Raw genomic sequence first — 25,957 nt, 5'->3', positions numbered from 1 at the left:
TAGGATGTTGCATGACGGATCACGCGTTGTTACTGGTCAACCTGGGCTCACCGGCGTCCACTTCGGTGGCCGATGTGCGCAGCTACCTCAATCAGTTTTTGATGGACCCGTATGTGATTGACCTGCCGTGGCCGGTCCGGCGCTTGCTGGTGTCGCTGATCCTGATCAAGCGTCCCGAGCAGTCGGCCCACGCCTACGCTTCGATCTGGTGGGATGAAGGCTCGCCGCTGGTGGTGCTCAGCCGTCGCCTGCAACAGCAGATGACTGCGCAGTGGACCCAGGGCCCGGTGGAGCTGGCGATGCGCTATGGCGAACCGTCGATTGAGAGCGTGCTGACTCGCCTTGCTGGCCAAGGTATCCACAAAGTCACGCTGGCGCCGTTGTATCCACAGTTTGCCGACAGCACCGTGACCACGGTGATCGAAGAAGCGCGGCGTGTGGTGCGCGATCAGCAGCTCAACCTGCAGTTCTCGATCCTGCAACCGTTCTACGACCAGCCGGAATACCTCGACGCCCTGGTGGCCAGTGCCAAGCCGCATTTGCAGCAGGATTACGATCACCTGCTGTTCAGCTTCCACGGCCTGCCGGAGCGGCACCTGAACAAGCTCAACCCCGGGCATTCCCTGGAAGGCGCGGGCGACTGTTGCGCCAATGCGTCGCCGCAGGTGCGCACCACCTGTTATCGCGGGCAGTGCTTCAGCGTCGCCCGCGATTTTGCCGCGCGCATGGGCCTGGCGGACGATAAATGGTCGGTGGCGTTCCAGTCGCGCCTGGGCCGGGCGAAGTGGATCGAACCCTATACCGAGGCCCGCCTGGAGGCCTTGGCCCGGCAGGGGGTGAAGAAGTTGCTGGTGATGTGCCCGGCGTTTGTCGCCGATTGCATCGAGACCCTGGAAGAGATTGGTGATCGCGGCCTGGAGCAGTTCCGCGAAGCCGGCGGTGAGGAGTTGGTGCTGGTGCCGTGCCTCAATGATGATCCGCAATGGGCGGCGGCGCTCAATACCTTGTGCGAAAGAGCGCCTGTCAGCCTCTAGTGTGGGGGCTTGTGTAGGAGCTGGCTTGCCTGCGATGCAGGCACCTTGGTGTGTCATTCATACCAAGGTGATGCTATCGCAGGCAAGCCAGCTCCCACACAAGTCAGCCCCAGGCAAGTCCTACACAAGCAGGCTCCCACATGGCTTCAGTGGTGTTCACTCATGATGGGGCTGGCCGAGGAAGGTCAGTGAGCTGAACAGCGCGCGCGCCTGTACCTCGCTGTCACCCTTGACCGGCACTTCTGTCTTCGCCGCAATCACATTCAACGCCTCGTTGCGCACCAGTACCTGGGCCCGGCCATCCTTGTCGGTCTCGGTGCTCAGGGTATTGGGCGCGCTGCGGTAGTCACCAATCAACTTGATCCCGGCGGCAGGCTTGCCGTCGATCAGCACCCGTACGGGCAGCGATTGGCCGGGGCCGACGGTCAGCGGGTCGACCTCGGGCACAATCACCATTCTCAATTGATCCAGCTTGGGCAGCTTGGCCCCGGCCTGATAGATCGCCAGGCTGTACTTCAGGGCCTGGGTGGTTTCGACGGCGCCAGGTACCTGGCTGCGGCCCTTGTTCACCCACTTCTTGTCCGGGGTTTGCGACCACAAGCCGTTATCAAAGGCCACCGCCAGCACGGCAGGCGGCTTGAGCGGTTGCAGGCGCGCCTGATCGTCCAGGCGCTGCACGGTCACCGGGATCATCCGGCCACTGGAGTCGTAGGCCCAGGCGCCGCTGACTTTCCTCGCCTTGAAGGCTTCATCCTCGGCACCGTGGCCGTAGACCACCTCGACATGGCCCCGGCGTTGTTCGGTCCACAGGCCATGGGCCGAGACCTGGGTGGCGAACAGCAGGCCGAGCACGGCCAATGATTTGAGCGCTTGCATGGTGAGGTCCTTTTACAGGTTGAGGGTCAGGCTGACGGTGAAGTTGCGCGGCTCTCCGGGGTTGACCCAGTAGTTGCTGTAGGAGCGCTCGTAATACTTTTCGTCGAACAGGTTGTTGAGGTTCAGGCCCACGGTGACGTTATCGCTGGCCTTGTAATGGGCCAGCAGGTCGACGGTGTGGTAGGCCGGCAACTCGAAGCTTTTACCGGCCTCGCCCGAACGGTCGCCGACGTAGGTAAACGCCGCGCCCAGGTCCGAGCCACGCAGGGCGCCATCCTGGAACTCGTACACGCCCAACAGGCTGCCACTGCGCTTGGCCACGCCGAGAATGCGGCTGCCGGTGGGGATCTCTTTGTCGCCCTTGGTCACTTCGGCATCGATGTAGGCAAACGCGCCAATCACCCGTATGGCATCCGTCAGTTGCCCAGTCAGTTGCAGGTCGAAGCCCTGGCTGCGGGCCTTGCCGATGGCGCGCTTGGTGTCGGTGGCCGGGTCCGTGGCCAGGGTGTTTTCCTTTTCGATATGGAAGGCGGCCAGGGTAGTGCTCAGGCGGTCGTCGAACAGCTCGCTCTTGATCCCCACTTCATAGCCGATGCCTTCCTCGGGCTTGAGGAAATTGCCGGCTGCGTCCAGCTCACTTTGCGGTTTGAACGAGGTGGAGGCGTTGGCAAACAGGCCCACTTGCGGGGTCAGTTGATACAGCAGGCCCGCCCGTTGGGTCATGACATCGTGGGTTTTCTGGCTCTTGGCACCGTTCCGGGTGAAGTCCTCCGAGCGTTGCTCGACATGCTCCAGGCGCACGCCAACCACACCGCGCAGGCGGTCGGTAAAGACGATCTGGTCTTGCAGGTTCAGCGCCTGGCTTTTCACCTGGGTGAAAAAATCACTGCCGGTGCGCTCGCCATTGGGCTTGGGCTGGCCATAGACCGGACGGTAGATATCAATCGGGTAACGGCCGGCGATGGCGGTCACCCGTTCTTTCTTGCGGTAGTCCTCGTACTCGGTGCCGATCAGCAGTTCATGCTGCCAACTGCCCACCTCGAACAGGCCGCGCAACTCCAGTTGGGTGATGCTGTCGTGCCAACCCATGGAGCGTTGGCGGTAGCGGCGGTTGATGGTATGGCCGTCGGCATTCAGCGCGCGGTTTTCCGACGCTTCGCCCCACAGGCTGCCCTGTTTGTAGTGGCTGGCCAGGCGCAGCTTCCAGGCATCGTTCAAGTGATGTTCGAGGGTGGCTTGCAGGCGGTTGTTGTGGTTGTCGATATCGCCGTCGTTGGGCTCGCCGAGGAAGGTCGAGCGGGACATGCCGCTCCAGCGGTTGTTGGGGGCGACGAGGCCGCGGTCGAAGGTCGAGCTGTGGCGCACGAACTCACTTTCCACCAGCAGGCTGGTGTCCGGGTCCAGTTGCCAACTGAACGAGGGCGCGACAAACACTCGCTTGCTCTGCACATGGTCGCGGAAGCTGTGGTTGTCCTCCACTGCCAGGTTGACCCGCGACAGCACATTGCCTTCGCTGTCCAGCGGGGTGTTCATGTCGATGGCGGTACGGTAGCGGTCCCAGCTGCCGGCGCTGGTCTGCACGGTGGTGAAGGCTTCGGCTTGGGGCTTCTTGGTGACAATGTTCACCGTGCCGCCGGGATCACCACGGCCATACAGGCTGGCGGCGGGGCCCTTGAGCACTTCGATGCGTTCGATATTGGCCACGTCCGGTGTGCTGGGGTAGCCGCGGTTGGCGCTGAAACCGTCCTGATAGAACTGCGAGGTGGTGAAGCCACGAATGCTGTATTCGTAAAGGGTCAGGCCACCAAAGTTGTTCTGCTTGGACACGCCGCCGGCAAATTCCAGGGCGCGCTCGACGTTGTTGCTGCCCAGGTCCTTGAGCACCGTGGCGGGAATCACACTGATCGATTGTGGGATATCGCGCAGGGCCGTGTCGGTCTTGGTCGCGCTGGCCGAGCGGGTTGCGCGGTAGCCCTTGACCGGGCCGGTGGCGGACTCATAGGCCTCGCCGGTGATGCTGGTGGTGCCCAGTTCAAGGGGGTGGGTGTCTTCGGCAAACACCGGGTCTACCAGCAATCCCAAGGCGAGACCGGCCAGGGGCGCAAACTTTCGAGACGTCATGGTCTAACATTCCAATATCAATATTGAAATAATATAACATGACTATTGAGAGTGTATCTCTTTAAGGATCGTCGTTTATTCCTGCTCTTTCACCGTTGCCGGTGCCGGCGGCGGGCGCAGGCCCACTTCGGCCAGCAGCTTGATTTCCTTGCCGTTGCGCATCACCTGGATCGCGACCTTTTCCGTTGGTTTGATTCGCGCCACCTGGTTCATCGAACGCCGGCCATCGCCCGCCGGTTCGCCGTCGATGCTGAGGATCACATCGCCCACCTGCATACCGGCCTTTTCCGCCGGGCCGCCGCGCAGGATGCCGGCAATCACGATGCCTGGGCGCCCGGTCAGGCCAAAGGACTCCGACAGCTCCTTGGTCAGCGGCTGCACTTCAATCCCCAGCCAGCCGCGAATCACCTGGCCGTGCTCGATGATCGACTTCATCACTTCCATCGCCAGCTTGACCGGGATCGCGAAGCCGATGCCTTGGGAGCCGCCGGATTTGGAGAAGATCGCGGTGTTGATGCCGGTCAGGTTGCCACTGGCATCCACCAGCGCGCCGCCGGAGTTGCCCGGGTTGATCGCCGCGTCGGTCTGGATGAAGTCTTCGTAGCTGTTGAGGCCCAGTTGATTGCGCCCGGTGGCGCTAATGATGCCCATGGTCACCGTCTGGCCGACGCCGAACGGGTTGCCGATCGCCAGCGCCACGTCACCCACGCGCAGGCCCTCGGAGCGGCCGATGGTGATGGACGGCAGGTTCTTCAGGTCGATCTTCAGGACGGCAAGGTCGGTTTCCGGGTCGCTGCCCACCACCCGCGCCAGGGTTTCGCGGCCATCACGCAGGGCCACGACAATCTGGTCGGCGCCGGTGCTCACATGGTTGTTGGTCAGGATGTAGCCTTGCGGGCTCATGATCACCCCGGAACCGAGGCTCGACTCCATGCGGCGCTGCTTGGGCGAGTTGTCGCCGAAAAAGCGCCGGAACTGTGGGTCTTCGAACAGTGGGTGCGCCGGTTTATTGATGACTTTGGTGGTGTACAGGTTGACCACCGCAGGCGCGGCCACCACCACCGCATCGGCGTAGGTCACCGGGCCCTGTTGCACCGCGCTGGTTTGCGGCGCCTGTTGCAGGTTGACGTCCAGGCTTGGCAGGCCGACCCATTGCGGATAACGCTGAATGATCAGCATCGCGATCAGCACGCCGGCCAACAATGGCCATCCAAAATAACGCAGTGCCTTGAGCATCAAGTAAGTCCTGACAGGTTGCAGGGGGCGCGGGAGCGCCCATAATGTCGCGCATTATACGAGGCCGCGAGCGCCTCTGAACGGGATATTTAGGAGTCTTTTATGGCCGTCGCCCTGAGCACCTTGGTTGAAGAAGCGGATCGCTACTTGAACAGTGCGAAAATTGCCGATTACTGCCCCAATGGCCTGCAGGTCGAAGGCCGGCCGCAGGTGTTGCGCATTGTCAGTGGCGTGACCGCCAGCCAAGCGCTGCTCGACGCGGCGGTGGAGGCCAAGGCCGACCTGGTGCTGGTGCATCACGGCTATTTCTGGAAAGGCGAAAGCCCGTGCATCACCGGCATGAAGCAGCGCCGCCTCAAGACCCTGCTCAAGCACGACATCAGCCTCTTGGCCTACCACCTGCCGCTGGACCTGCACCCGGAAGTGGGCAACAACGTGCAATTGGCCCGCCAGTTGGACATTACCGTCGAAGGCCCGCTGGACCCGGACAACCTCAAGGTCGTGGGGCTGGTGGGTTCCCTGGCCGAGCCGCTGTCGGCGCGGGATTTCGCCCGGCGCGTGCAGGAAGCCATGGGCCGCGAGCCGTTGCTGATCGAAGGCAGCGCGATGATCCGCCGCGTGGGCTGGTGCACCGGCGGCGGCCAGGGCTACATCGACCAGGCCGTGCTGGCCGGGGTGGATTTGTACCTCAGCGGCGAAGCCTCGGAGCAGACCTTCCACAGCGCCCGGGAAAACGACATCAGCTTTATCGCCGCCGGCCATCACGCCACCGAGCGTTATGGCGTGCAGGCCCTGGGCGACTACCTGGCCCGGCGCTTTGCCCTGGAACACCTGTTTATCGATTGCCCCAACCCGATCTAAGCCCCCATTGCGTCCACTGTAGGAGCCGGCTTGCCGGCGATGAGGCCCTTGAGTCATGCATTGATTTCAAGGACGCCATCGCCGGCAAGCCGGCTCCTACGGGGCGATGTACGGCCAAACGAGGCGGTATATCCATATACCGTTTCGATCTAGCTGGCTCCCTGAATAGAAGAAGGTGCTGTGCTAGCATGCCCCGCTCGAACACGGCCCGCAGGCCGTCCAAAAAGAATCGTTTTTCCGTGAGTAGCCATGGTCGATAAACTGACGCATCTGAAACAGCTGGAGGCGGAGAGCATCCACATCATCCGTGAGGTTGCCGCCGAGTTCGACAACCCGGTGATGCTCTACTCCATCGGCAAAGACTCCGCCGTGATGCTGCATCTGGCGCGCAAGGCATTCTTCCCGGGCAAGCTGCCGTTTCCGGTGATGCATGTGGACACTCAGTGGAAATTCCAGGAAATGTACAAATTCCGCGACCGCATGGTCGAGGAACTGGGCCTGGAGCTGATCACCCACGTCAACCCGGACGGCGTGGCGCAGGGCATCAACCCGTTTACCCACGGCAGTGCCAAGCACACCGACATCATGAAGACCGAAGGCCTGAAACAAGCCTTGGACAAGTATGGTTTCGACGCAGCGTTCGGCGGCGCCCGTCGCGATGAAGAGAAATCCCGCGCCAAAGAGCGCGTGTACTCGTTCCGCGACAGCAAGCACCGCTGGGACCCGAAAAACCAGCGTCCGGAGCTGTGGAACGTCTACAACGGCAACGTCAACAAGGGCGAGTCGATCCGCGTGTTCCCGCTGTCCAACTGGACCGAGCTGGATATCTGGCAGTACATCTATCTGGAAGGTATCCCGATCGTGCCGCTGTACTTCGCCGCCGAACGCGAAGTGATCGAGAAGAACGGCACGCTGATCATGATCGACGACGAGCGCATCCTCGAGCACCTGTCCGACGAAGACAAAGCCCGTATCGTCAAGAAGAAAGTACGTTTCCGTACCCTTGGCTGCTACCCGTTGACGGGCGCGGTGGAGTCCGAAGCCGAGACGCTGACGGACATCATCCAGGAAATGCTCCTGACGCGAACTTCCGAGCGCCAGGGCCGTGTCATCGACCACGATGGCGCCGGCTCGATGGAAGACAAAAAACGTCAGGGTTATTTCTAAGGGGTTGTCATGTCGCACGTATCTGATTTGATCAGCGAGGACATCCTCGCCTACCTGGGCCAGCACGAACGCAAGGAAATGCTGCGCTTTCTGACCTGTGGCAACGTCGACGACGGCAAGAGCACCCTGATCGGGCGCCTGCTGCACGACTCGAAGATGATCTACGAAGACCATCTGGAAGCCATCACCCGCGATTCGAAGAAAGTCGGCACCACCGGTGACGATATCGACCTGGCATTGCTGGTCGACGGCCTGCAGGCCGAGCGTGAGCAGGGCATCACCATTGATGTGGCCTACCGCTATTTCTCCACCGCCAAGCGCAAATTCATCATCGCCGACACCCCCGGCCATGAGCAGTACACCCGCAACATGGCCACCGGTGCGTCCACCTGTGACCTGGCGATCATCCTGGTGGACGCGCGCTACGGCGTGCAGACCCAGACCCGTCGCCACAGCTTTATCGCCTCGCTGTTGGGCATCAAGCACATCGTCATCGCGATCAACAAGATGGACCTCAACGGTTTCGACGAGAGCATTTTCGAGTCGATCAAGGCCGATTACCTGAAGTTCGCCGATGGCATTGCGTTCAAGCCGAGCACCATGGCCTTTGTGCCGATGTCGGCGCTCAAGGGCGACAACGTGGTGAACAAAAGCGAGCGTTCGCCGTGGTACACCGGCCAGTCGCTGATGGAGATCCTCGAAACCGTCGAGATCGCCAACGACCGCAATTACACCGACCTGCGTTTCCCGGTGCAGTACGTCAACCGTCCGAACCTGAACTTCCGTGGTTTTGCCGGCACCCTGGCCAGCGGCATCGTGCACAAGGGCGACGAAGTCGTGGTGCTGCCGTCGGGCAAGAGCAGCCGCGTCAAATCCATCGTCACCTTCGAAGGTGAACTGGAGCACGCAGGCCCAGGCCAGGCCGTGACCCTGACCATGGAAGACGAGATCGACATCTCCCGTGGCGACCTGCTGGTGCATGCCGACAACGTGCCGCAAGTCACCGATGCCTTCGACGCCATGCTGGTGTGGATGGCCGAGGAGCCGATGCTGCCGGGCAAGAAATACGACATCAAGCGCGCCACCAGCTATGTGCCGGGTTCGATCACCAGCATCGTGCATCGTGTGGATGTGAACACCCTCGAGGAAGGCCCGGCCAGTGCCTTGCAGTTGAACGAGATCGGCCGGGTCAAGGTCAGCCTCGATGCGGCCATTGCCCTGGACGGTTACGCCAGCAACCGCACCACCGGCGCCTTTATCGTGATCGACCGTTTGACCAACGGCACCGTGGCTGCGGGCATGATCATCGCCCCGCCGGTCAGCCATGGCAGCGCCGCGCAGCACGGCAAGTTGGCCCATGTGGCCACCGAAGAACGCGCCCAGCGCTTCGGCCAGCAGCCGGCCACCGTGTTGTTCAGCGGCTTGTCGGGCGCTGGCAAGAGCACCCTGGCCTATGCGGTCGAGCGCAAACTGTTCGATATGGGCCGTGCGGTGTTTGTGCTGGATGGGCAGAACCTGCGCCATGACCTGAACAAAGGCCTGCCCCAGGATCGTGCCGGGCGTACCGAGAACTGGCGGCGTGCGGCCCACGTGGCGCGTCAGTTCAACGAAGCCGGCCTGCTGACCCTGGCGGCCTTCGTCGCACCGGATGCCGAAGGCCGGGAACAGGCCAAGGCGTTGATCGGCAGTGACCGTTTGCTGACCGTGTACGTGCAGGCCTCGCCGCTGGTGTGTGCCGAGCGTGACCCGCAAGGCCTGTACGCCGCCGGTGGGGATAACATCCCTGGCGAGTCGTTCCCGTACGACGTGCCGTTGAATGCTGACCTGGTGATCGATACCCAGGCACTGTCGCTGGACGACAGCGTCAAGCAAGTGCTGGAGCTGTTGCGCCAGCGCGGCGCGATCTAAACCTCGCCGCCACAAAAAAGCCCGCCACCGAGCACTCGGTGGCGGGCTTTTTTCACACTCTAAAGGTCAACACCGTCAATGTGGGAGCTGGCTTGCCTGCGATTGCAGGAGGCCAGGCAATGCACTTACCTCTGACAGACCGCTATCGCAGGCAAGCCAGCTCCCACATAGTGATCACCTATTGCCTGGGTACTCGATGTGAAGTCGGCTCAGCAGAGCATCCTTGTCTTCCCATAACTGGTTGATCCAGCCCTGGAACGCCAGCCGATATTCCCCATCCTGCTCATAATTCTTGCCAATGAACTCGGCCGGGATCTGCACCTCTTCAAACTGCACCACCACCTCCTGCACATTGCCGCACAGCAAGTCCCAGAAACCCGGGCGGCCGCCCGGATAGTGGATTGTCACGTTGACCAATGACTTCAACTGCTCACCCATGGCATCCAGCACAAACGCAATGCCACCAGCCTTGGGCTTGAGCAGGTAACGAAACGGCGACTGCTGCTGCGCATGTTTGCCTGGGGTGAAGCGTGTGCCTTCGGCAAAGTTGAAAATACCCACCGGGTTGTCGCGAAACTTCGCACAGGTCTTGCGGGTGGTTTCCAGGTCCTTGCCTTTCTTCTCCGGGTGTTTTTCCAGGTAGGCCTTGGTGTAGCGCTTCATGAAGGGGAAGCCCAGCGCCCACCAGGCCAGGCCAATCACCGGCACCCAGATCAGCTCCTGCTTGAGGAAAAACTTCAGCGGACGGATCCGCCGATTGAGCACGTACTGCAGCACCATGATGTCGACCCAGCTCTGGTGGTTGCTGGTCACCAGGTACGAGTGCTGGTAGTCCAGGCTTTCCAGGCCCTTGAGGTGCCAGCGGGTGCGGCGTACCAGGTTCATCCAGGTGTTGTTATTGCTGATCCAGGCCTCGTGGGTCTGGTTCATCAGCCATTCGCTGAAGCGCTTGGCGAAGGGCAGTGCCTTGAACAGCGCGACGATAAACAGGAATGAACACAGCAGAATTGTGTTCAACGCCAGCAACAGCGAGGCGATCACCCCACGCAGGGGGGCAGGCAGGAATTCCAGCATTTAGGCATCCATAGGTCGGTTGGCGGCTTGAATCGCGGTCAGGGCGATGGTGTAGACGATATCGTCCACCTGGGCCCCACGGGGCAGGTCGTTCACGGGTTTGCGCAGGCCTTGCAGCATGGGGCCGAGGCTGACGCAATCGGCACTGCGTTGCACCGCCTTGTGGGTGGTGTTGCCAGTGTTGAGGTCGGGGAATACAAAGACCGTGGCCTTGCCCGCCACCAGGCTGTTGGGCGCCAGTTGCCGGGCGACGTTTTCGTTGGCGGCGGCGTCGTACTGCAAGGGGCCGTCGATCAGCAGCGAGCTTTGTTGCTCGTGGGCCAGCAGGGTGGCTTCGCGGACTTTCTCCACTTCCTCGCCACTGGCCGAGTCACCGCTGGAATAGCTGATCATCGCCACGCGTGGGGTGATGCCGAAGGCGGCGGCCGAGTCGGCGCTTTGCAGGGCGATTTCCGCCAGTTCCGCAGCGCTTGGGTGTGGGTTCATCACGCAGTCGCCGTAGACCAGCACCTGCTCGGGAAACAGCATGAAAAACACCGATGACACCAGGGTGCAGCCCGGCGCCGTTTTAATCAGCTGCAAGGCCGGGCGGATGGTATTGGCGGTGGAGTGGATGACCCCGGAGACCAGGCCGTCTACTTCATCCAGCGCCAGCATCATGGTGGCGATCACCACGGTGTCTTCCAGTTGCTGCTCGGCCATCGGTGCGTTGAGGCTTTTGCTCTTGCGCAGCGCCACCATGGGCTCGACATAGCGCTCGCGGATCAGGTCCGGGTCCAGAATTTCCAGGCCTTCAGGCAGCTCGATGCCATGGGCGCGGGCTACGGCTTGGACATCGGCCGGCTTGGCCAGCAGCACGCAACGGGCAATGCCGCGGGCCTGGCAGATGGCGGCGGCTTGCACGGTCAGCGGCTCGCTGCCTTCGGGCAACACAATGCGCTTGTTGGCGGCCTGGGCGCGCTGGATCAACTGATAGCGGAACACTGCCGGCGACAGGCGCATCTCCCGTGGCGTACCGCAACGCTGGTGCAGCCAGCGCGCATCCAGGTGGCTGGCGACGAAATCGGTGATGATCTCCGCACGTTCGCGGTCATCAATCGGGATTTCCTTGTTCAGGCTGTTGAGCTGGTTGGCAGTGTCATAGGAGCCGGTACTCACCGACAGCACCGGCAACCCGGCCTGGAATGCGCCACGGCACAGGTCCATGATCCGTGGGTCGGGCAGGGTGTCGCTGGTCAGCAGCAGGCCGGCCAGGGGCACGCCATTGATCGCGGCCAGGCTGACGGCGAGGATGATGTCGTCGCGATCCCCCGGCGTCACCACCAGCACGCCGGGCTTGAGCAGCTCCACGGTGTTGCGCATGGTGCGCGCGCAGATGATGATTTTGTTCATGCGCCGAGTTTCATAGTCGCCGGCGTTGAGCACTTGCGCGCCCATCAGGTCGGCCACATCGCGTGTGCGCGGGGCGTTGAGCTCGGGCTGGAACGGGATGCAGCCGAGCAGGCGGAAATCGCCACTGCGCAGCAACGGCGAATGCTCCTTGAGGCGGGCGGCGAAGGCCTCCATGCTCTCGTCGGTCTGCACCTTGTTGAGGATCACCCCCAGTACTTTCGGGTCTTTCGGGCCGCCGAACAGCTGCGCCTGCAATTCCACACGGCCGGACAGTTCGGTCAGCACCTCGTTTTCCGGGGCCGAGACGAGGATGACTTCGGCATCCAGGCTTTTTGCCAGGTGCAGGTTGACCCGTGCCGCATAGCTGGCGCTGCGGGTCGGCACCATGCCCTCGACAATCAGCACGTCCTTGCCCACGGCCGCCTGTTGATAAAGGGTGATGATTTCTTCGAGCAACTCATCGAGCTGGCCATCGCCGAGCATCCGCTCGACATGGGCCAGGCCCAATGGCTGCGGTGGTTTGAGGCCATGGGTACGGGCCACCAGCTCGGTGGAGCGCTCAGGCCCCGTGTCGCCGGGATGGGGCTGGGCAATGGGCTTGAAAAAGCCGACTTTCAGCCCGGCCCGTTCAAGGGTACGCACCAGCCCAAGGCTGATGGAGGTCAGACCCACACCAAAATCGGTGGGCGCGATAAAAAAAGTCTGCATGCGAATTCTCTGAAGGTGCATGGCTTCGGTGGTGCGCTATGGCTGCGCGCCGACCGGGAATCAGCTGCCAAGGGTATCGTTATCCGGGCGCTGCGCACACCAGCCACAGGCAAAGGGCTGGCCTATTTTTGCCAGGCGTTGCGCCGGATCCATCACCCAGCCCCGGGATTGCCAGGGCGGCTGGTGGCGCAGGTGCTGCGTATGGCCGCAGGACAGCGCGGCGACCCAGTGACCATCTGCATCCTGGTGAAATCCGACGACCGTCGGGTCACCGGATCGACTCCGTCTGTCCGGGTTGTGTTCGCTTTCGGGCAAATCCTTGTTTAGACTTGTCCGTTCTTCATTCTTATGCAAAAGGTCTCGCCCCATGCCGATCGCCGCCAACAAGGCTGTCTCCATTGACTATACCCTGACCAACGACGCTGGTGAGGTCATCGACAGCTCCGCCGGCGGCGCGCCGCTGGTCTACCTGCAAGGCGCAGGTAACATCATCCCTGGCCTGGAAAAGGCCCTGGAAGGCAAAGAGGTTGGTGATGAACTGACCGTTGCCGTAGAACCTGAAGATGCCTACGGCGAGTACTCGGCCGAACTGGTCAGCACCCTGAGCCGCAGCATGTTCGAAGGCGTCGACGAACTGGAAGTGGGCATGCAGTTCCACGCCTCCGCTCCGGACGGCCAGATGCAGATCGTGACCATCCGCGACCTGGACGGCGATGACGTGACCGTCGACGGCAACCACCCGCTGGCAGGCCAGCGCCTGAACTTCCAGGTCAAGATCGTTGCCATCCGCGACGCTTCCCAGGAAGAAGTGGCTCACGGCCACGTACACGGCGAAGGTGGTCACCACCATTGATTGACGGGCCACGTCCAGTCAGTTGAAAAGAGAGGCGCCTTCGGGCGCCTTTTTTGATTGGCGGCTATTCTTGCCGACTTGGCGGCTGTAATCTCGAATGGCCGTTACACAGAATATGGGAAACCTGGAGTTCTTCATGAGTGCTTTCCACGACCTTAAACTCAAAGCCCTGGATGGTCAGGAGCTGCCTCTGGCGCCCTACAAGGGGCAAGTCGTGCTGGTGGTCAATGTCGCCTCCAAATGTGGGCTGACTCCACAATATGCCGCGCTGGAAAACCTCTACCAGCAATACAAGGGCCAGGGTTTCACCGTGCTGGGCCTGCCGTGCAATCAGTTCGCAGGCCAGGAGCCTGGGACCGAAGAAGAGATCCAGGAGTTCTGCAGCCTCAACTATGGCGTGAGCTTTCCCCTGGGCAGCAAGCTTTCGGTGAACGGCCCTGATCGCCATCAGTTGTACCGCCTGCTGGCGGGTGAGGGGGCAGAGTTTCCGGGGGATATCACCTGGAACTTCGAGAAATTTTTGCTGGGCAAGGATGGGCGAGTATTGGCGCGGTTTTCTCCGCGTACCGCGCCTGATGATCCGAGCGTGGTCCAGGCCATCGAAAAAGCCTTGGCCTGACCTGCTGTAGGAGCGGGCTTGCCGGCGACCCGCAGTAACGGCCATCGCCGGCAAGCCGGCTCCTACGGTTTTTTATGTGGCTCACGGCTTTTACCCCTTAATCACCGCAATCAATAGTGCTATCCAGCACTGCCCGTGCTCCATATTATCCGCATCATAAAATCCCTCTCGTGCGGAGTGCTCCCATGCCTGTCCAAGCCTTGTTCAAACCTTTCCAGCTCGGTGCGCTGCAATTGCCGTCCCGTGTGGTCATGGCGCCGATGACCCGTTCGTTTTCCCCGGGTGGCGTACCCAATTCCAAAGTGATCGAGTACTACCGCCGTCGCGCGGCGGCCGGCGTAGGCCTGATCATCACGGAGGGCACAGTGGTGGGCCACCAGGCTTCCAACGGTTATCCGAACGTGCCGCATTTCTACGGTGAAGCGGCATTGGCCGGCTGGAAGAAAGTGGTCGATGCGGTGCATGCCGAAGGCGGCAAGATCGTCCCGCAGTTGTGGCATGTCGGTAGCGTGCGGCGCATTGGCACCGAGCCGGATGCCAGCGTCCCGGCCTATGGCCCGATGGAAAAACTCAAGGACGGCAACGTGCTGGTTCATGGCATGACGGTCGAGGATATCAAGGAGGTGATTGCCGCCTTCGCCCAGGCCGCCAAGGATGCCCAGGCCATCGGCATGGACGGCGTGGAAATCCACGGCGCGCACGGTTACCTGGTCGATCAGTTCTTCTGGGAAGGCAGCAACCAGCGTACGGACGAATACGGTGGCAGCCTGGCCAGCCGTTCGCGCTTTGCCATTGAGTTGATCCAGGCCGTGCGGGCCGCCACAGGTCCTGGATTTCCGATCATTTTCCGTTTCTCCCAATGGAAGCAGCAGGATTACACCGCGCGCCTGGTGCAAACCCCCGAGGCGTTGGGTGAGTTTCTCAAGCCGTTGTCTGACGCGGGCGTGGATATTTTCCACTGCTCCACGCGGCGTTTCTGGGAGCCTGAGTTTGAGGGGGCCGAGCTGAACCTGGCGGGTTGGACCCGTAAGCTCACCGGCAAGCCGACCATCACCGTGGGCAGTGTCGGCCTGGATGGCGAGTTCCTGCAGTTCATGGTCAACACCGACAAAATCGCACAGCCGGCAAGCCTGGAAAAACTGCTGGAGCGCTTGAATAACGACGAGTTCGACCTGGTGGCCGTGGGGCGTGCGCTGCTGGTCGATCCGGATTGGGCGCTGAAAGTGCGTGAAGGGCGTGAGGGCGATATCTTGCCGTTCAGCCGTGAGGCGTTGACTACCCTGGTTTAAGGGGGGAATTGACGGGCTCTATCGCGGGCAAGCCCGCTCCTACATTGGAATGCAAGCAACCTGTGGGAGCGGGCTTGCCCGCGATAGGGCCCGTCAGGTCAGCTTCGAGCTGCCCGTCTCCAGCAAGTCCTCGCCACACGCCCCGCGCAGTTGATGTTCAAACCGCTCAATAATCGCCGGCCAGCCCTGGCGACTGGCATGCTGGCGCGCATTCAGGCGCACGCGGCGTAAACTCTCCGGCTCTTCCAGCAACCAACTGGCGGCATCGCAAAACGCATCCTCATCCCCCGGCATCGCCACGGCACCGCTGTAGCCGTGGCGGATATGCTGGGTGGCGGCCGCCTGGTCGTAGGCCACCACACCCAGGCCCGATGCCATGGCTTCCAGGACCACGTTGCCAAAGGTCTCGGTGAGGCTGGGGAATAGAAACAAATCCCCGGACGCATAGTGCCGGGCCAGCTCCTCGCCGCGTTGCGTGCCGCAGAACGCTGCTGCCGGGAGGGTCTTCGCCAGGGCTTCGCGCTGCGGCCCGTCGCCGACGACGATCAGCTTCAAGCGACGCTGTGGATAAGTCGCCTGCAACGCCTCGAAGCAACGTTTGAGCAAACCGAGGTTTTTTTCCGGTGCCAGGCGTCCGACATGCAGGACGGCAATATCTTCATTACCCAGGCCCCATTGCTCACGTAAGCCATTGTCACGCCTGGCCGGGTGGAACAATTGGCTGTCGACGCCGCGTGACAACAGGTCCAGGCGCTCGAAGTGGCGGCGCTCCAGCTCCAGGCGCTGGCTGACGCTGGGCACCAGGGTCAGGGTGGAGCGGTTGTGGAACCAGCGCAGGTAGTGGGTCAGGAAGCGGCTGAGCATGCCCAGGCCGTATTGGCTGGAATACTGCTGGAAGTTGGTATGGAAACCGCTGACCACGCTGATCCCCAGGCGCCGTGCCGCACGCAAGGCGGACAAGCCCAGCGGGCCCTCGGTGGCAATGTACAGCACGTCCGGGCGCTGGCGTTTCCAGCGCCGCAGCAGCTTGTGCATCGAGGACTGGCCCCATTGCAGGCCGGGATAGCCCGGCAAAGGCCAGCCGCGACACAGCAGCAGGCCGTCGTCACTGATGCGACTCAAGTCGCCACCCTGGCGCGGGCGCACCAACTCCACCTGATGCCCGCGCGCGCGCAGGCCATCACACAGGCGGCCAAGGGTGTTGGCCACGCCGTTGATTTCCGGTGGGAAGGTTTCGGTAATCAGGGTGATGTTCAGGAAGGCTGTCGTCATGCAGCCAGTGTCGGCGCGGGCCATGTCGCCATTGTGTCATCGCAATGACGGATTTGTGACGACAGGGCCCGGCATTGGCTTAGTTGAACGGCGTAGGACGCGGGGTCTTGGCCGAGGACGGCGGCAGGATCGGCAGCTTGAAGTCCGGCTGGTCGCCGGTCAGGGTGTCGAGGAACGCGACAATCTGGCTAACCTCATCGGTGCTCAACTTGCGGCCCAATTGCAGGCGGGCCATGACGTCCACCGCTTCGCTCAGGTTCCAATAGGCACCGTCGTGGAAGTAGGGGTAGGTCAGGGCGACGTTACGCAAGGTCGGCACCTTGAACATCATCCGGTCCTGATCCTTGCCGGTCAGGCCGGCCACGCCCTGGGCCGGGTTCTTGGTGGCGTAGGGTTCGACCATGCCCATTTTCTGGAAGGTGCTGCCACCGACCGCCTCGCCGTTGTGGCAGGCCACGCAGCCGATGTTCTTGAACAACTGGTAGCCCTGGGCAGCCGTGGCGCTGATGGCTTTTTTGTCGCCCAGCAGCCAGCGGTCGAATGGGGCGTTGGGGGTGACCAGGGTTTCTTCGAAGGCCGCGATGGCGTTGGTCACATCGTCGAACTTGATGCCGTCATCGCCATACACTTTCTTGAACGAGGCCTGGTACTGGGGGATTGAGCGCAGCACGTCCACCGCCAGGTCATGGGTGAAGCCCATTTCGCCCGGGTTGGCGATCGGGCCGCCGGCCTGCTCCTGCAGGGTCGCCGCGCGTCCGTCCCAGAACTGCGCGACGCTCATGCTCGAGTTGAGCACCGTCGGTGAGTTGATCGGCCCCTGGTGCCAGTTATGCCCGATGGAGGTGGGCAGATTGTCGCTGCCGCCCATGCTCAGGTTGTGGCACGAGTTGCAGGAAATGAAGCCGGACTTGGACAAGCGTGGGTCGAAGAACAATTGCTTGCCCAGTTCGACCTTGTCGGCATCGGTGATCTTCGCCGGTTGTACCGGCAATATGGGCTCATTGGCGGCGGCGGCCCCCCAGGCCTCACCGCCCAACATCAATCCGAACATCAGCATCAACGGTCTGTACATGGTGCGCTCCCCACAGGCTTATAGTTTTAATAACCATGTGCTCTGTATGGGCAAATCGCCATGATCCAGGTCAATCGAACAGCCTAGGGGTTTTTCGCCAGCATCGTTTCGGCGCCTTGCTCACGCACCCAGAACAACGTCGCCCCGGCCACCGCTGCTGGCATCATCAGCAGGTTGACTACCGGCACCAGCAGCACCAGGTAGACGATCCCGCCAAAGCTCATGCTCTGCCAGCGCTTCTGGCGCAGCCAGGCGAGCATTTCGTTCCAGCCCAGCTTGTGGTTGTCGGCCGGGTAGTCGATGTATTGGATCGCCATCATCCACACCCCGAACAGCAGCCACAGCGGTGCGGCAATCAGGTTGACCACCGGGATGAACGACAGGATAAACAGGCCGATGGCCCGGGGCAGGAAGTAGCCCAGTTTGCGCATTTCCCGGGCCAGGGTGCGCGGGACCATGGCAAACAGCTCGGCCCAGCTGAAGGCGGGGAAGTCATCGGTGCCGCGCACCACCACTTCGACTTTTTCCGCGAGAAAGCCGTTAAACGGTGCAGCGATGATGTTGGCGAGCATGGTGAAGCTGAAAAACACCATAAACGCCACCAGCAGCACGAACAGCGGCCACAGGATGTAGCTGAGGAAACTCAGCCAACTGGGCAGCGTCGGCATCAAGGTGTCGACCCACAGGCTGAACTGATGGCCAGCAAAATAGATCAATCCGACGAACAGTATCAGGTTGATCGCCAGGGGCAGCAGGACGAACAGGCGCAGGCCTGGGCTCAAGACCAGTTTCAGGCCTTCACGCAGGTATTGTGGGCCTGACAGAACGGGGGCGGGCATGGATAACTCCGGGCAAAAGGGCGAACGCGCCGACCTTACCGGCTTTGCCGATACGGTGAAAGCACGGTCAGCAAGCCGACATTAACGGTAACAAACATGTTGATTAATAGGTGCCACGGAATAGAGACCGCCTATGAGCTGGATTGTTAATCCGTATTTCCTTAATCTTGCCCCCCTCTATACGCTGCACCCATTATTTTCAGGGCCTGCGAGTTCAAGCCTTCCCCAAGTGCTTCGCGGTCCTTTTTTATTCCAGCCGCCCTGTAGTCCGGGCGGTCGATAGGAGTGAGTCATGTCTGATACCCGTCATTCGCGAGTGATTATTCTCGGTTCCGGCCCTGCCGGTTACAGCGCTGCGGTCTACGCGGCCCGGGCCAACCTCAAGCCGTTGCTGATCACCGGCATGCAGGCGGGTGGTCAGTTGACCACCACCACTGAAGTCGACAACTGGCCGGGTGACGTCCACGGCCTGACCGGCCCGGTGTTGATGGAGCGCATGAAAGAACACGCCGAGCGTTTCGAGACCGAAATCGTCTTCGACCATATCAATGCCGTGGATTTCTCGAAAAAGCCCTACAGCCTGACCGGCGACAGCGGCGTCTACACCTGTGACGCGCTGATCATCGCCACTGGCGCCAGCGCTCGCTACCTGGGCCTGCCATCGGAAGAAGCGTTCATGGGCAAGGGCGTTTCCGCCTGCGCGACCTGCGACGGTTTCTTCTACCGCAACAAGCCGGTGGCTGTGGTCGGTGGTGGTAACACCGCAGTGGAAGAGGCGCTGTACCTGGCCAACATCGCCAGCACCGTGACCCTGGTTCACCGCCGCGAAACTTTCCGCGCCGAGAAGATCCTGATCGACAAGCTGCACGCGCGGGTTGCCGAAGGCAAGATCATCCTCAAGCTCAACGCTACCCTGGATGAAGTCCTGGGCGACAACATGGGCGTGACCGGTGCGCGCCTGAAAAACAACGATGGCAGCTTCGACGAGCTGAAAGTCGACGGCGTGTTCATCGCCATCGGCCACACCCCGAACACCTCCCTGTTCGAAGGCAAGCTGACCGCCAAAGATGGTTACCTGGTAGTGCAGGGCGGCCGTGAAGGCAATGCCACTGCAACCAACATCGAAGGGATCTTTGCCGCTGGCGACGTGGCTGACCATGTCTACCGCCAGGCCATCACCTCGGCCGGCGCCGGTTGCATGGCGGCCCTGGATGCCGAGCGTTACCTCGACGGCTTGAAAGACGCTTCTTTCTAAACCGTTGCCATAAAAAAACCGGCCAAAAGGCCGGTTTTTTTGTGTGTAACTGGACGAACAGCGCAATCTCAATTTGGCAATCCAATCAATGTGGGCGCTGGCTTGCCTGCGATGGCGGTGTGACAGCCACCACCGCCATCGCGGGCAAGCCCGGCTCCCACATTGACCGGGTTTGCAAGCTGGATCAGCGGCGGGTCAAAGGCGGCTGGACAAACTTCACTCCCGCCAACCCATGCTCGATCAGCGCGCGGATATTGGCGTGATCCGTGCCCTCAGGCGTCGCCAGCACCGAACGATAATGCTCGCCAAACGCCAGCAAGGCCTGCTGGTCGCTCAACCCTTCCAGCAGCGCCAGGCCCAGGGTCTTGCACGAGCCTTCGTTCTGCCCGGCGGCGTTTTCTACGCTGCCATTGGTGAAGGCTTGTGGCAGGTAGTCGTAGCCGGCGGCGATAAAGGCCAGGGTGTCGGCAAAGAGGTGTTCGCCGCTGTCGAGGCTGGTGCGCAGGGTGTTCAGGTCAGTCATGGGGTTTTCCTTTGGCAAACGCCGCTTGTTGTTCGGCGCTGGCTTCTTGCTGGTATTGGGCTTTCCACTCGGCGTACGGCATGCCGTATACCACTTCGCGGGCGTCATCGAGGCTGACCTCGATCTGGCGTTCGTCGGCCTCGGCCTTGTACCACTTGGACAGGCAGTTGCGGCAGAAACCGGCGAGGTTCATCAGGTCGATGTTCTGCACATCCTTGCGGCTGTCCAGGTGCGCTACCAGCCGGCGGAAGGCGGCGGCTTCGAGTTCCAGGCGTTGTTGGTCGGTCATGGGATTCACACAGATTCAGGGGGGTTAACGGCTGGCTGCCAGGGTGATCGACACCGACTCGGCAAAGCGCAGCGCATGGGGCTTGTCGACTTCGACTTCGGCGTACAGCACCGACTCGTTGCTCATCACCAGGTCCAGCAGCTCCTGGGTCAGGCGTTCGAGCAGGGCGAAGCGGTTGCCTTCGACGTGGGCGATGATGGCCTTGGTGATGGTGCGGTAGTTCAAGGCGTGGTCGATATCGTTGTCGCGCACGGCGTCTTGTGCGGCATACAGGATGGTCAGGTTGATCAACACATCCTGCTTGTTGAGGATCTCTTCCTCGTTGATGCCAATAAATGTACGCAGACACAGGTCCTTGACCCGGATGCGCGCCATACCTGGTTGAAGTTGTGGCATTGCTACTTGCTCCGTCCAATCAGTTGCAGGAACCCCAGGCCGCTGGTGTTCGGGTTTACTTGACATGCCGCCCGCCATTGACGGTCAGGGTGGTGCCGGTCACATAAGGGTTGTCCAGCAGGTAACGCACGCTCTGGTAAATCACCTCGGGCCCGGGTTCGATACCCAGTGCCGACTTGGCCAGGACCTTGGCACGATAAGCTGCGTCGTCGCCGTCGTTGAACATCACCATCGCTGGCGCGATGCCATTGACCTTGATCCGGGGCGCGTATTGGGCGGCGAAGGACAGGGTCAGGCTGTCGAGCCCGGCCTTGGTGGCACAGTAGGCAATATGCTGGCGGCTGCCCTTGCGGGTCACGTCGTCGCTGATGTGCACAATGTCGGCCGGCGTCGAGCGCCGCAACAACTCAGCACAATGCAGGTTGATCAGGTACGGCGCAAGCATGTGCACGCTGAACATATCGATAAAGGCGTTGGCCTCGTCACCGGGTGTTTCTGGGGCCCAGGTCGAAGCATTGTGGATGATCGCCCGCAGGCTGTCGGTATGGGTCTTGAGTTCGCTAATGAACGCCAGGATACCGGCCTCGGACGAGAAGTCGGCAAACACGCCAATCGCCCCGCGCTCGCGCAGGGCCTGCACGCCTGGACGTTCACTGCGATAGCTGAAGATCACCGGTTGCTGTGCATCCAGCAGGCGCTGGGCGCAATGCAGGCCGACACGTTGGCCGGCGCCGGTAATCAGGATCGGTGCGGGAGAGGTCATGGGTGGCTCGGGTCGCGGGCAAGCTAAAACTATACCAGCGACCGGCCTGTTGCGGATCGGCTCAAACGGCCGCTTCGGCAGGTTTTACCCGCGGCGGGGCAGGATTGAGCCAGCCTGCCAGCAAATGGGTCGACAGCGGAATGAACAGATAGACCATCAACGGCGTCAGGGCCAGGGTGCTGACCAGCACGCGGCTGAACATGCCCAACTCGGCGAGCAACGGCTCAAGGCCAAAGTTGAACAGCAGTGAAACCGGGAAAAACGCCAGCCAGATCGCCACGGCCTGTTTCCAGCGCGGCGGACGCTGGCCCACGGCACCAAACCAGCCCTCCATGCCGCTGACCCGATGCTCCATGGGGTTGGCGAACAATTCGCTGCCACGGCCCAGCCAGGCGCTGCGCGAGGCCGAGAACTCCCAGGCATGCAGGGTCTGCTCGTCGGCGAAGCGGAAGATGATCTGGAATTCGCCGCCATCGGCAGGCGGGGCAAGTACGCCTGAACCCAGGTAGCCGGGGAAGTCCGTGGCCAATTGCTCGCCTTCGCGCAGCCAGCTCATCATGTCTTGATAACGGCCTTGGGCAGCACGGCGTGCAACCATCAAGGTGACGGGTTGGGTAGACATTGTGTATCTCCGAATGTGTGGGCGCGTTGCACCGGGTAGGTGGCGTCCCAGGCGAAGCCGCAGGGTAGGGTGGCGACGCAAAAAAACAGGCAAGGATTATTCCTGATTTGACGAAATACGCCAGCGGCATTGGACGGCTGGGCAGATCCCTTGAAAAAGACAGGTATAAAAGCGTTAAATGGGATCCAACTACGTGCCAATCTTCGGTCCTTTGATGTCTGTAATCACAGCTCCATCCCCCGGTCTTGAGCAAGGTGCCCTACGCACTGGCGATGAGTTGTTCCCGATTCGTGAAGTCTCAAGATTGACAGGTATCAATCCGGTCACCCTGCGCGCGTGGGAGCGCCGTTATGGGTTGATCCAGCCGGTGCGCACCGAAAGTGGGCATCGCCTGTACACGCAGAAGGACATCGAGACCGTTCATCGCATTCTGGATTGGATCGAGCGTGGTGTGGCGGTCAGCAAAGTCGGCAAGATCCTCGCTCGGGACGATGGGCAATCGTCATCACTGCACCACCTGCAGGAAGGCAGCGACCATCATGAATGGGCCCAGTGGCAGCAGCAGATGCAAACTGCCATCGGTGCGTTTGATGAGCTGCAACTGGAGCGCCTGTACGGCCAGGTCTTTGCCGCGTACCCCGCTGCGGTGGTGTTCCAGGACATCCTGATGCCCCTTTGGCACCAGTTGTTGCGCCATCAGGGACGTTTCGGCCAAGCCAGCGAATGGCTGTTTTTCGACAGCTTCCTGCGTGCGCGGATCTCCCAGCGCCTGCAACTGGCCCGCGCTGGCCGCACGCCGCAGGTATTGCTGGCGGCGATTGCCGGTGAGTGCCGCGAACTGGAACTGCTGGTGGCCGGGCTCATGCTCGGTGGTGATGAACGGGTGGTGCATGTGCTGAGCGTCGGCCAGCCCCTGGATGAGTTGACGCTGATCTGCGAGAAGATCCGCCCGCAGGCCCTGGTGCTGTTCTCCAATCGCGCGCCAACCCACGAACTACCCAAGCGCCTGGGGCGCCTGGCCTTGACCCTGGACTGTCCGCTGCTGCTGGCCGGTGATGCCTCGGACATGGCCCAGCAGCAACTGGCAGGTAGCGTTATCGGTTGCCTGGGCAGTGAAGGAAGGTTGATGCAGCGGCGCTTGCGGCAGTTTCTCAGTGGAACCCTGGATACCTGAGATCAGGCATGCACTTCAGGGTGGGCCAGGCGATGCTGTTGCAGGATGAACTGGCGCAGGCGCTCGGTTTCATCCACATCGCCCTGGTTCAAGCGGTAGGCAAACAGCCCGCGCGCGGTCTCGCGTTCCAGGGTGCCACGCACCGCAATTCGCTCGTAGCCAGAGGGGCTGAACCACATCGAGAACGTCCTGGGTGGTTTGCTACGGCCCCGGGACTGCACCAGCAGGCCCTTGAACGACACTTCATGCACCCACAGTGAACCAGGCTGGCCCCTGACATTTTCCAGGGCCACCGGCTCTTCGAGCACCAGGCGCCACGGCCGGATCATCGGCCCGTCTTCGAAAATGCTCGGCACCCCAAGGCGCAAGTGCAGCGCATGGAACTCGTCTTCCACCAGTTGCAGAGGAAAGGTCATTTGCTGGTTATCGAACTGCGCCTGGATCGTCACCTGCTCATGGGCCGCCAGGCGCGTGAGCAGGTCGCGGATCTGCGCGCCGCCGTTGACCGTCAGGCTCGACGACACATCCCGCACATTCAGTTGTGGGTTGTGGTGCATGTTCTGGATGAAGTCCAGTTCGTCCTGCGTCAAAAGCGCGTCGCGTTGCATTGATGTGGCTCAAGGAAATGCGTGATTAAACGGATTATCACCCTAAAGACCGTATTTTCTAAAGTTTGTTAGATCCGCTCGTCGCCCGGAGCGCGGCCAACTCGGCTGTAAGCTGCGCCACCTGGGCTTCCAGCTGGGCAACACGCTGCTGGGCCTTGACCTGAACCGTGACGTCTTTCTGCACGCCGACGAAGTAAGTCTGCCCATCCGCCTGGTTATAAACCGTCGATAATGACAGCTCATTCCAAAAGTGCGTGCCGTCCTTGCGGTAATTGCGCAGGATTTCCCGGCAGGCTCCGCCACTGTCCAGGGCTTCGCGAATGGCCATCAGCGCTGGCTGGTCACGGTCGCCTGACTGCAGGAAGCGGCAATCCTGATAAAGGATGTCGTCCAGGTTATAGCCGGTCATGCGTTCGAAGGCCGGGTTCACGTAAATCAGCGGCTTGTCCTTGCCTTCCCGTTCCGCCACGACAATCCCGTCGTTGGAAGCATTGACCACCATCTGCATCAGCTTGGCGTTGATCATTGAACGATCCATAGCGTGTTTGTGGATTTGTTAGTGTAGGGCAACCGAGCCGGCTGCCAGCTGTTAATATCCCAGGTTTTCACTCAACTACAGGATCAGATTGATGAAAGTCGCCATCCTTTCCGGCTCGGTCTATGGCACGGCAGAAGAAGTTGCCCGCCACGCCATGGGTATCCTCAACGCAGCCGGTTTCCAGGCCTGGCATAACCCGCGGGCGACCCTGGCCGACGTGCAGGCCTTCGCCCCGGACGCCTTTCTGGCCGTCACTTCCACCACCGGCATGGGCGAACTGCCGGACAACCTGATGCCGCTGTATTCGACGATCCGCGACCAACTGCCCGCCGCCTGGCGCGGTTTGCCAGGTGCGGTGATCGGCCTGGGCGACGCCAGCTACGGCGACACCTTCTGTGGCGGCGGCGAGCAGATGCGCGAGCTGTTTGGCGAGTTGGGCGTGCGTGAAGTGCTGCCGATGCTGCGCCTGGATGCCAGCGAAAGCGTCACCCCGGAAGCGGATGCCGAGCCCTGGCTGGCGGAGCTGGTCACGGCACTGCGCGGCTGATCGGGTACTCGCGCAAAAGCGCGAGCCAGGCCTGGGCGGCTTTCGACAGATAGGCGCCTTTGCGCCAGATAAAGGCGATGTCCCAGCGTAGGAAATTGGGCGCCCTGAGTGTCAGGCGCACCACACCGGGGCGCTCCAGGCCGCGCGCGACCACACTGGGCAGCAGCACTACGCCCTGGCCTGCGGCCACCAGTGCGACGAGAAAATCCGCCTGGCCGCTGCGCCCACTTTCCCGCGGCGTGAAGCCCAGTTGCTGGCAGGCCTGGAGCAGCCGGTCATTGAGCACAAAGCTGCGCTGGTACATCAAGAACGGCGTGTCGGCCAATTCCTCCAGGCCAATCTGGGCCCGCTGTGCCAACGGGTGGTCCACGGGCAGCAGCGCATCCAGCGGCTCATCGCAGAAGGCTTGCCAGGCAAACGCCGGATCGGTGGGCAACAGGCTGCCGCCGACGTCCAGCTCACCCGCGAGAATGGCCTGCTCAATATTGCGGCTGCCGCCTTCAAGTAATTGGATGCTGACATTGGGGTAGCGCCGGCGATATTCGGCAAACAGCCCGGCAAACAGTGTATCGCCCCCCAGTTGCGGCAGGCCCATGCGCAACTCGCCACGGGTCATTTGATTCAGGTCGTCCAGCTCACTCACCAGCTCGGTCTGCAAGCGCAACATGGCTTCGGCCCGTTGCAGCACCACCTGCCCGGCGGCGGTCAGGCGCACGTGCGAACCGATGCGGTCGAGCAGGGGGGTACCGAGGCTCTGTTCCAGTTGCGCCACTTGCTTGCTCACGGCGGACTGGCTGATATGCAGGGTTTTCCCGGCCTGGGTAAAACCGCCACGGTGCACCACTTCGATAAAACTGCGCAGCTGTTTGAATTCCATTGCACCAATTCCAGTTTGGAATGGATTGCAGTCTAACAATTCGC

At 61.6% G+C, this 25,957-nt stretch carries 27 protein-coding genes; 10 read left to right on the top strand and 17 right to left on the bottom strand.

Features of this window, described 5'->3' with window-relative positions; all coding sequences use genetic code 11:
* Positions 1-11: 11 nt before the first annotated feature.
* Positions 12-1,034 carry a ferrochelatase gene (gene hemH / locus HBO11_RS23955; RefSeq protein ID WP_169954875.1) on the top strand — a complete coding sequence of 341 codons (1,023 nt, stop codon included), beginning with the start codon at positions 12-14 and terminating at the stop codon, positions 1,032-1,034.
* 156 nt (positions 1,035-1,190) lie between these two features.
* Here hemH and HBO11_RS23950 read toward each other — a convergent pair whose 3' ends face one another.
* The 3 genes from HBO11_RS23950 to algW form a co-directional block, all read right to left on the bottom strand.
* Positions 1,191-1,910: a DUF4198 domain-containing protein gene (locus HBO11_RS23950; protein WP_169954876.1), complete on the bottom strand. Its 720-nt coding sequence runs from the start codon at positions 1,908-1,910 to the stop codon at positions 1,191-1,193.
* Positions 1,911-1,922: 12 nt separating this feature from the next.
* Positions 1,923-4,031, bottom strand: a complete 2,109-nt coding sequence (locus tag HBO11_RS23945; protein WP_169954877.1) for a TonB-dependent siderophore receptor — start codon at positions 4,029-4,031, stop codon at positions 1,923-1,925.
* Positions 4,032-4,106: 75 nt separating this feature from the next.
* Positions 4,107-5,267 carry a Do family serine endopeptidase AlgW gene (gene algW / locus HBO11_RS23940; RefSeq protein ID WP_169954878.1) on the bottom strand — a complete coding sequence of 387 codons (1,161 nt, stop codon included), beginning with the start codon at positions 5,265-5,267 and terminating at the stop codon, positions 4,107-4,109.
* A 102-nt stretch (positions 5,268-5,369) separates the two neighbouring features.
* On the opposite strand from algW, the gene HBO11_RS23935 reads away from it, so the two are divergent.
* From HBO11_RS23935 to cysN, 3 genes are all read left to right on the top strand, one after another.
* Positions 5,370-6,128 carry a Nif3-like dinuclear metal center hexameric protein gene (locus HBO11_RS23935; RefSeq protein WP_169954879.1) on the top strand — a complete coding sequence of 253 codons (759 nt, stop codon included), beginning with the start codon at positions 5,370-5,372 and terminating at the stop codon, positions 6,126-6,128.
* A 249-nt stretch (positions 6,129-6,377) separates the two neighbouring features.
* Positions 6,378-7,295: a sulfate adenylyltransferase subunit CysD gene (cysD, locus tag HBO11_RS23930; protein WP_029295601.1), complete on the top strand. Its 918-nt coding sequence runs from the start codon at positions 6,378-6,380 to the stop codon at positions 7,293-7,295.
* Positions 7,296-7,304: 9 nt separating this feature from the next.
* Positions 7,305-9,203 carry a sulfate adenylyltransferase subunit CysN gene (gene cysN, locus HBO11_RS23925; RefSeq protein WP_169954880.1) on the top strand — a complete coding sequence of 633 codons (1,899 nt, stop codon included), beginning with the start codon at positions 7,305-7,307 and terminating at the stop codon, positions 9,201-9,203.
* Positions 9,204-9,377: 174 nt separating this feature from the next.
* Here cysN and HBO11_RS23920 read toward each other — a convergent pair whose 3' ends face one another.
* From HBO11_RS23920 to HBO11_RS23910, 3 genes are read right to left on the bottom strand one after another with little or no spacing between them, the layout of a single operon-like run.
* Positions 9,378-10,277, bottom strand: a complete 900-nt coding sequence (locus HBO11_RS23920; protein ID WP_169954881.1) for an acyltransferase — start codon at positions 10,275-10,277, stop codon at positions 9,378-9,380.
* A complete protein-coding gene (gene pta / locus HBO11_RS23915; protein ID WP_169954882.1) occupies positions 10,278-12,377 on the bottom strand; it encodes a phosphate acetyltransferase in 2,100 nt (699 codons plus the stop codon).
* A gap of 60 nt (positions 12,378-12,437) precedes the next feature.
* A complete protein-coding gene (locus HBO11_RS23910) occupies positions 12,438-12,776 on the bottom strand; it encodes a DUF3565 domain-containing protein (RefSeq protein WP_169954883.1) in 339 nt (112 codons plus the stop codon).
* Here HBO11_RS23910 and HBO11_RS23905 point away from each other — a divergent pair.
* The 3 genes from HBO11_RS23905 to HBO11_RS23895 all read left to right on the top strand — a co-directional run bounded on the left by HBO11_RS23905 (position 12,745) and on the right by HBO11_RS23895 (position 15,138).
* Positions 12,745-13,230, top strand: a complete 486-nt coding sequence (locus HBO11_RS23905; RefSeq protein WP_017476012.1) for a peptidylprolyl isomerase — start codon at positions 12,745-12,747, stop codon at positions 13,228-13,230. The genes HBO11_RS23910 and HBO11_RS23905 overlap by 32 nt on opposite strands.
* A 136-nt stretch (positions 13,231-13,366) precedes the next feature.
* On the top strand, positions 13,367-13,849 hold the full coding sequence (locus tag HBO11_RS23900; RefSeq protein WP_169954884.1) for a glutathione peroxidase: 483 nt from the start codon (positions 13,367-13,369) through the stop codon (positions 13,847-13,849).
* Positions 13,850-14,034: 185 nt separating this feature from the next.
* Positions 14,035-15,138: an NADH:flavin oxidoreductase gene (locus tag HBO11_RS23895; RefSeq protein WP_169954885.1), complete on the top strand. Its 1,104-nt coding sequence runs from the start codon at positions 14,035-14,037 to the stop codon at positions 15,136-15,138.
* A gap of 93 nt (positions 15,139-15,231) precedes the next feature.
* Here the strand turns inward: HBO11_RS23895 and HBO11_RS23890 are convergent, their stop codons facing one another.
* The 3 genes from HBO11_RS23890 to cysZ all read right to left on the bottom strand — a co-directional run bounded on the left by HBO11_RS23890 (position 15,232) and on the right by cysZ (position 18,321).
* Positions 15,232-16,434, bottom strand: a complete 1,203-nt coding sequence (locus tag HBO11_RS23890) for a glycosyltransferase family 1 protein (RefSeq protein WP_169954886.1) — start codon at positions 16,432-16,434, stop codon at positions 15,232-15,234.
* A 55-nt stretch (positions 16,435-16,489) separates the two neighbouring features.
* Entirely contained in the window at positions 16,490-17,482 is a 993-nt protein-coding gene (locus HBO11_RS23885; protein ID WP_169954887.1) for a cytochrome-c peroxidase, read from the bottom strand.
* Positions 17,483-17,565: 83 nt separating this feature from the next.
* A complete protein-coding gene (gene cysZ, locus HBO11_RS23880; protein ID WP_169954888.1) occupies positions 17,566-18,321 on the bottom strand; it encodes a sulfate transporter CysZ in 756 nt (251 codons plus the stop codon).
* 292 nt (positions 18,322-18,613) lie between these two features.
* Here cysZ and trxB point away from each other — a divergent pair, with 292 nt between their 5' ends.
* Positions 18,614-19,576 (top strand): thioredoxin-disulfide reductase, encoded by a 963-nt coding sequence (gene trxB, locus HBO11_RS23875; protein WP_169954889.1) that lies wholly within the window; start codon positions 18,614-18,616, stop codon positions 19,574-19,576.
* 184 nt (positions 19,577-19,760) lie between these two features.
* Here trxB and HBO11_RS23870 read toward each other — a convergent pair whose 3' ends face one another.
* The 5 genes from HBO11_RS23870 to HBO11_RS23850 form a co-directional block, all read right to left on the bottom strand.
* Positions 19,761-20,099, bottom strand: a complete 339-nt coding sequence (locus tag HBO11_RS23870; RefSeq protein ID WP_169954890.1) for a HopJ type III effector protein — start codon at positions 20,097-20,099, stop codon at positions 19,761-19,763.
* Positions 20,092-20,388: a DUF1244 domain-containing protein gene (locus HBO11_RS23865; protein ID WP_057437796.1), complete on the bottom strand. Its 297-nt coding sequence runs from the start codon at positions 20,386-20,388 to the stop codon at positions 20,092-20,094. Before HBO11_RS23865 ends, HBO11_RS23870 begins: the two co-directional genes overlap by 8 nt.
* A 24-nt stretch (positions 20,389-20,412) precedes the next feature.
* A complete protein-coding gene (gene folX, locus HBO11_RS23860; protein ID WP_057437798.1) occupies positions 20,413-20,784 on the bottom strand; it encodes a dihydroneopterin triphosphate 2'-epimerase in 372 nt (123 codons plus the stop codon).
* Positions 20,785-20,839: 55 nt separating this feature from the next.
* Positions 20,840-21,547 carry a dihydromonapterin reductase gene (gene folM, locus HBO11_RS23855; RefSeq protein WP_169954891.1) on the bottom strand — a complete coding sequence of 236 codons (708 nt, stop codon included), beginning with the start codon at positions 21,545-21,547 and terminating at the stop codon, positions 20,840-20,842.
* A gap of 61 nt (positions 21,548-21,608) precedes the next feature.
* The gene (locus tag HBO11_RS23850) at positions 21,609-22,169 is read right to left on the bottom strand and encodes an antibiotic biosynthesis monooxygenase (protein ID WP_169954892.1); all 561 of its coding nucleotides are present in this window, start codon (positions 22,167-22,169) and stop codon (positions 21,609-21,611) included.
* Positions 22,170-22,383: 214 nt separating this feature from the next.
* On the opposite strand from HBO11_RS23850, the gene HBO11_RS23845 reads away from it, so the two are divergent.
* Complete coding sequence (locus tag HBO11_RS23845; protein WP_169954893.1) at positions 22,384-23,343, top strand: MerR family transcriptional regulator; 960 nt, start codon at positions 22,384-22,386, stop codon at positions 23,341-23,343.
* A 2-nt stretch (positions 23,344-23,345) separates the two neighbouring features.
* Here HBO11_RS23845 and HBO11_RS23840 read toward each other — a convergent pair whose 3' ends face one another.
* Positions 23,346-23,951: a hypothetical protein gene (locus HBO11_RS23840; protein ID WP_169954894.1), complete on the bottom strand. Its 606-nt coding sequence runs from the start codon at positions 23,949-23,951 to the stop codon at positions 23,346-23,348.
* A gap of 58 nt (positions 23,952-24,009) precedes the next feature.
* The gene (locus HBO11_RS23835; protein ID WP_169954895.1) at positions 24,010-24,477 is read right to left on the bottom strand and encodes a PAS domain-containing protein; all 468 of its coding nucleotides are present in this window, start codon (positions 24,475-24,477) and stop codon (positions 24,010-24,012) included.
* A 103-nt stretch (positions 24,478-24,580) separates the two neighbouring features.
* On the opposite strand from HBO11_RS23835, the gene HBO11_RS23830 reads away from it, so the two are divergent.
* The gene (locus tag HBO11_RS23830) at positions 24,581-25,036 is read left to right on the top strand and encodes a flavodoxin (RefSeq protein ID WP_169954896.1); all 456 of its coding nucleotides are present in this window, start codon (positions 24,581-24,583) and stop codon (positions 25,034-25,036) included.
* Here the strand turns inward: HBO11_RS23830 and HBO11_RS23825 are convergent.
* Positions 25,017-25,913, bottom strand: a complete 897-nt coding sequence (locus tag HBO11_RS23825; protein ID WP_170059002.1) for a LysR family transcriptional regulator — start codon at positions 25,911-25,913, stop codon at positions 25,017-25,019. The genes HBO11_RS23830 and HBO11_RS23825 overlap by 20 nt on opposite strands.
* Positions 25,914-25,957: the final 44 nt, after the last annotated feature.

The organism is Pseudomonas sp. WS 5010 (assembly GCF_012985565.1).
Taxonomy (GTDB): domain Bacteria; phylum Pseudomonadota; class Gammaproteobacteria; order Pseudomonadales; family Pseudomonadaceae; genus Aquipseudomonas.
The sequence above is the reverse complement of the archived record's forward strand: the minus strand, read 5'-3'. Positions and strand labels throughout refer to the sequence as shown.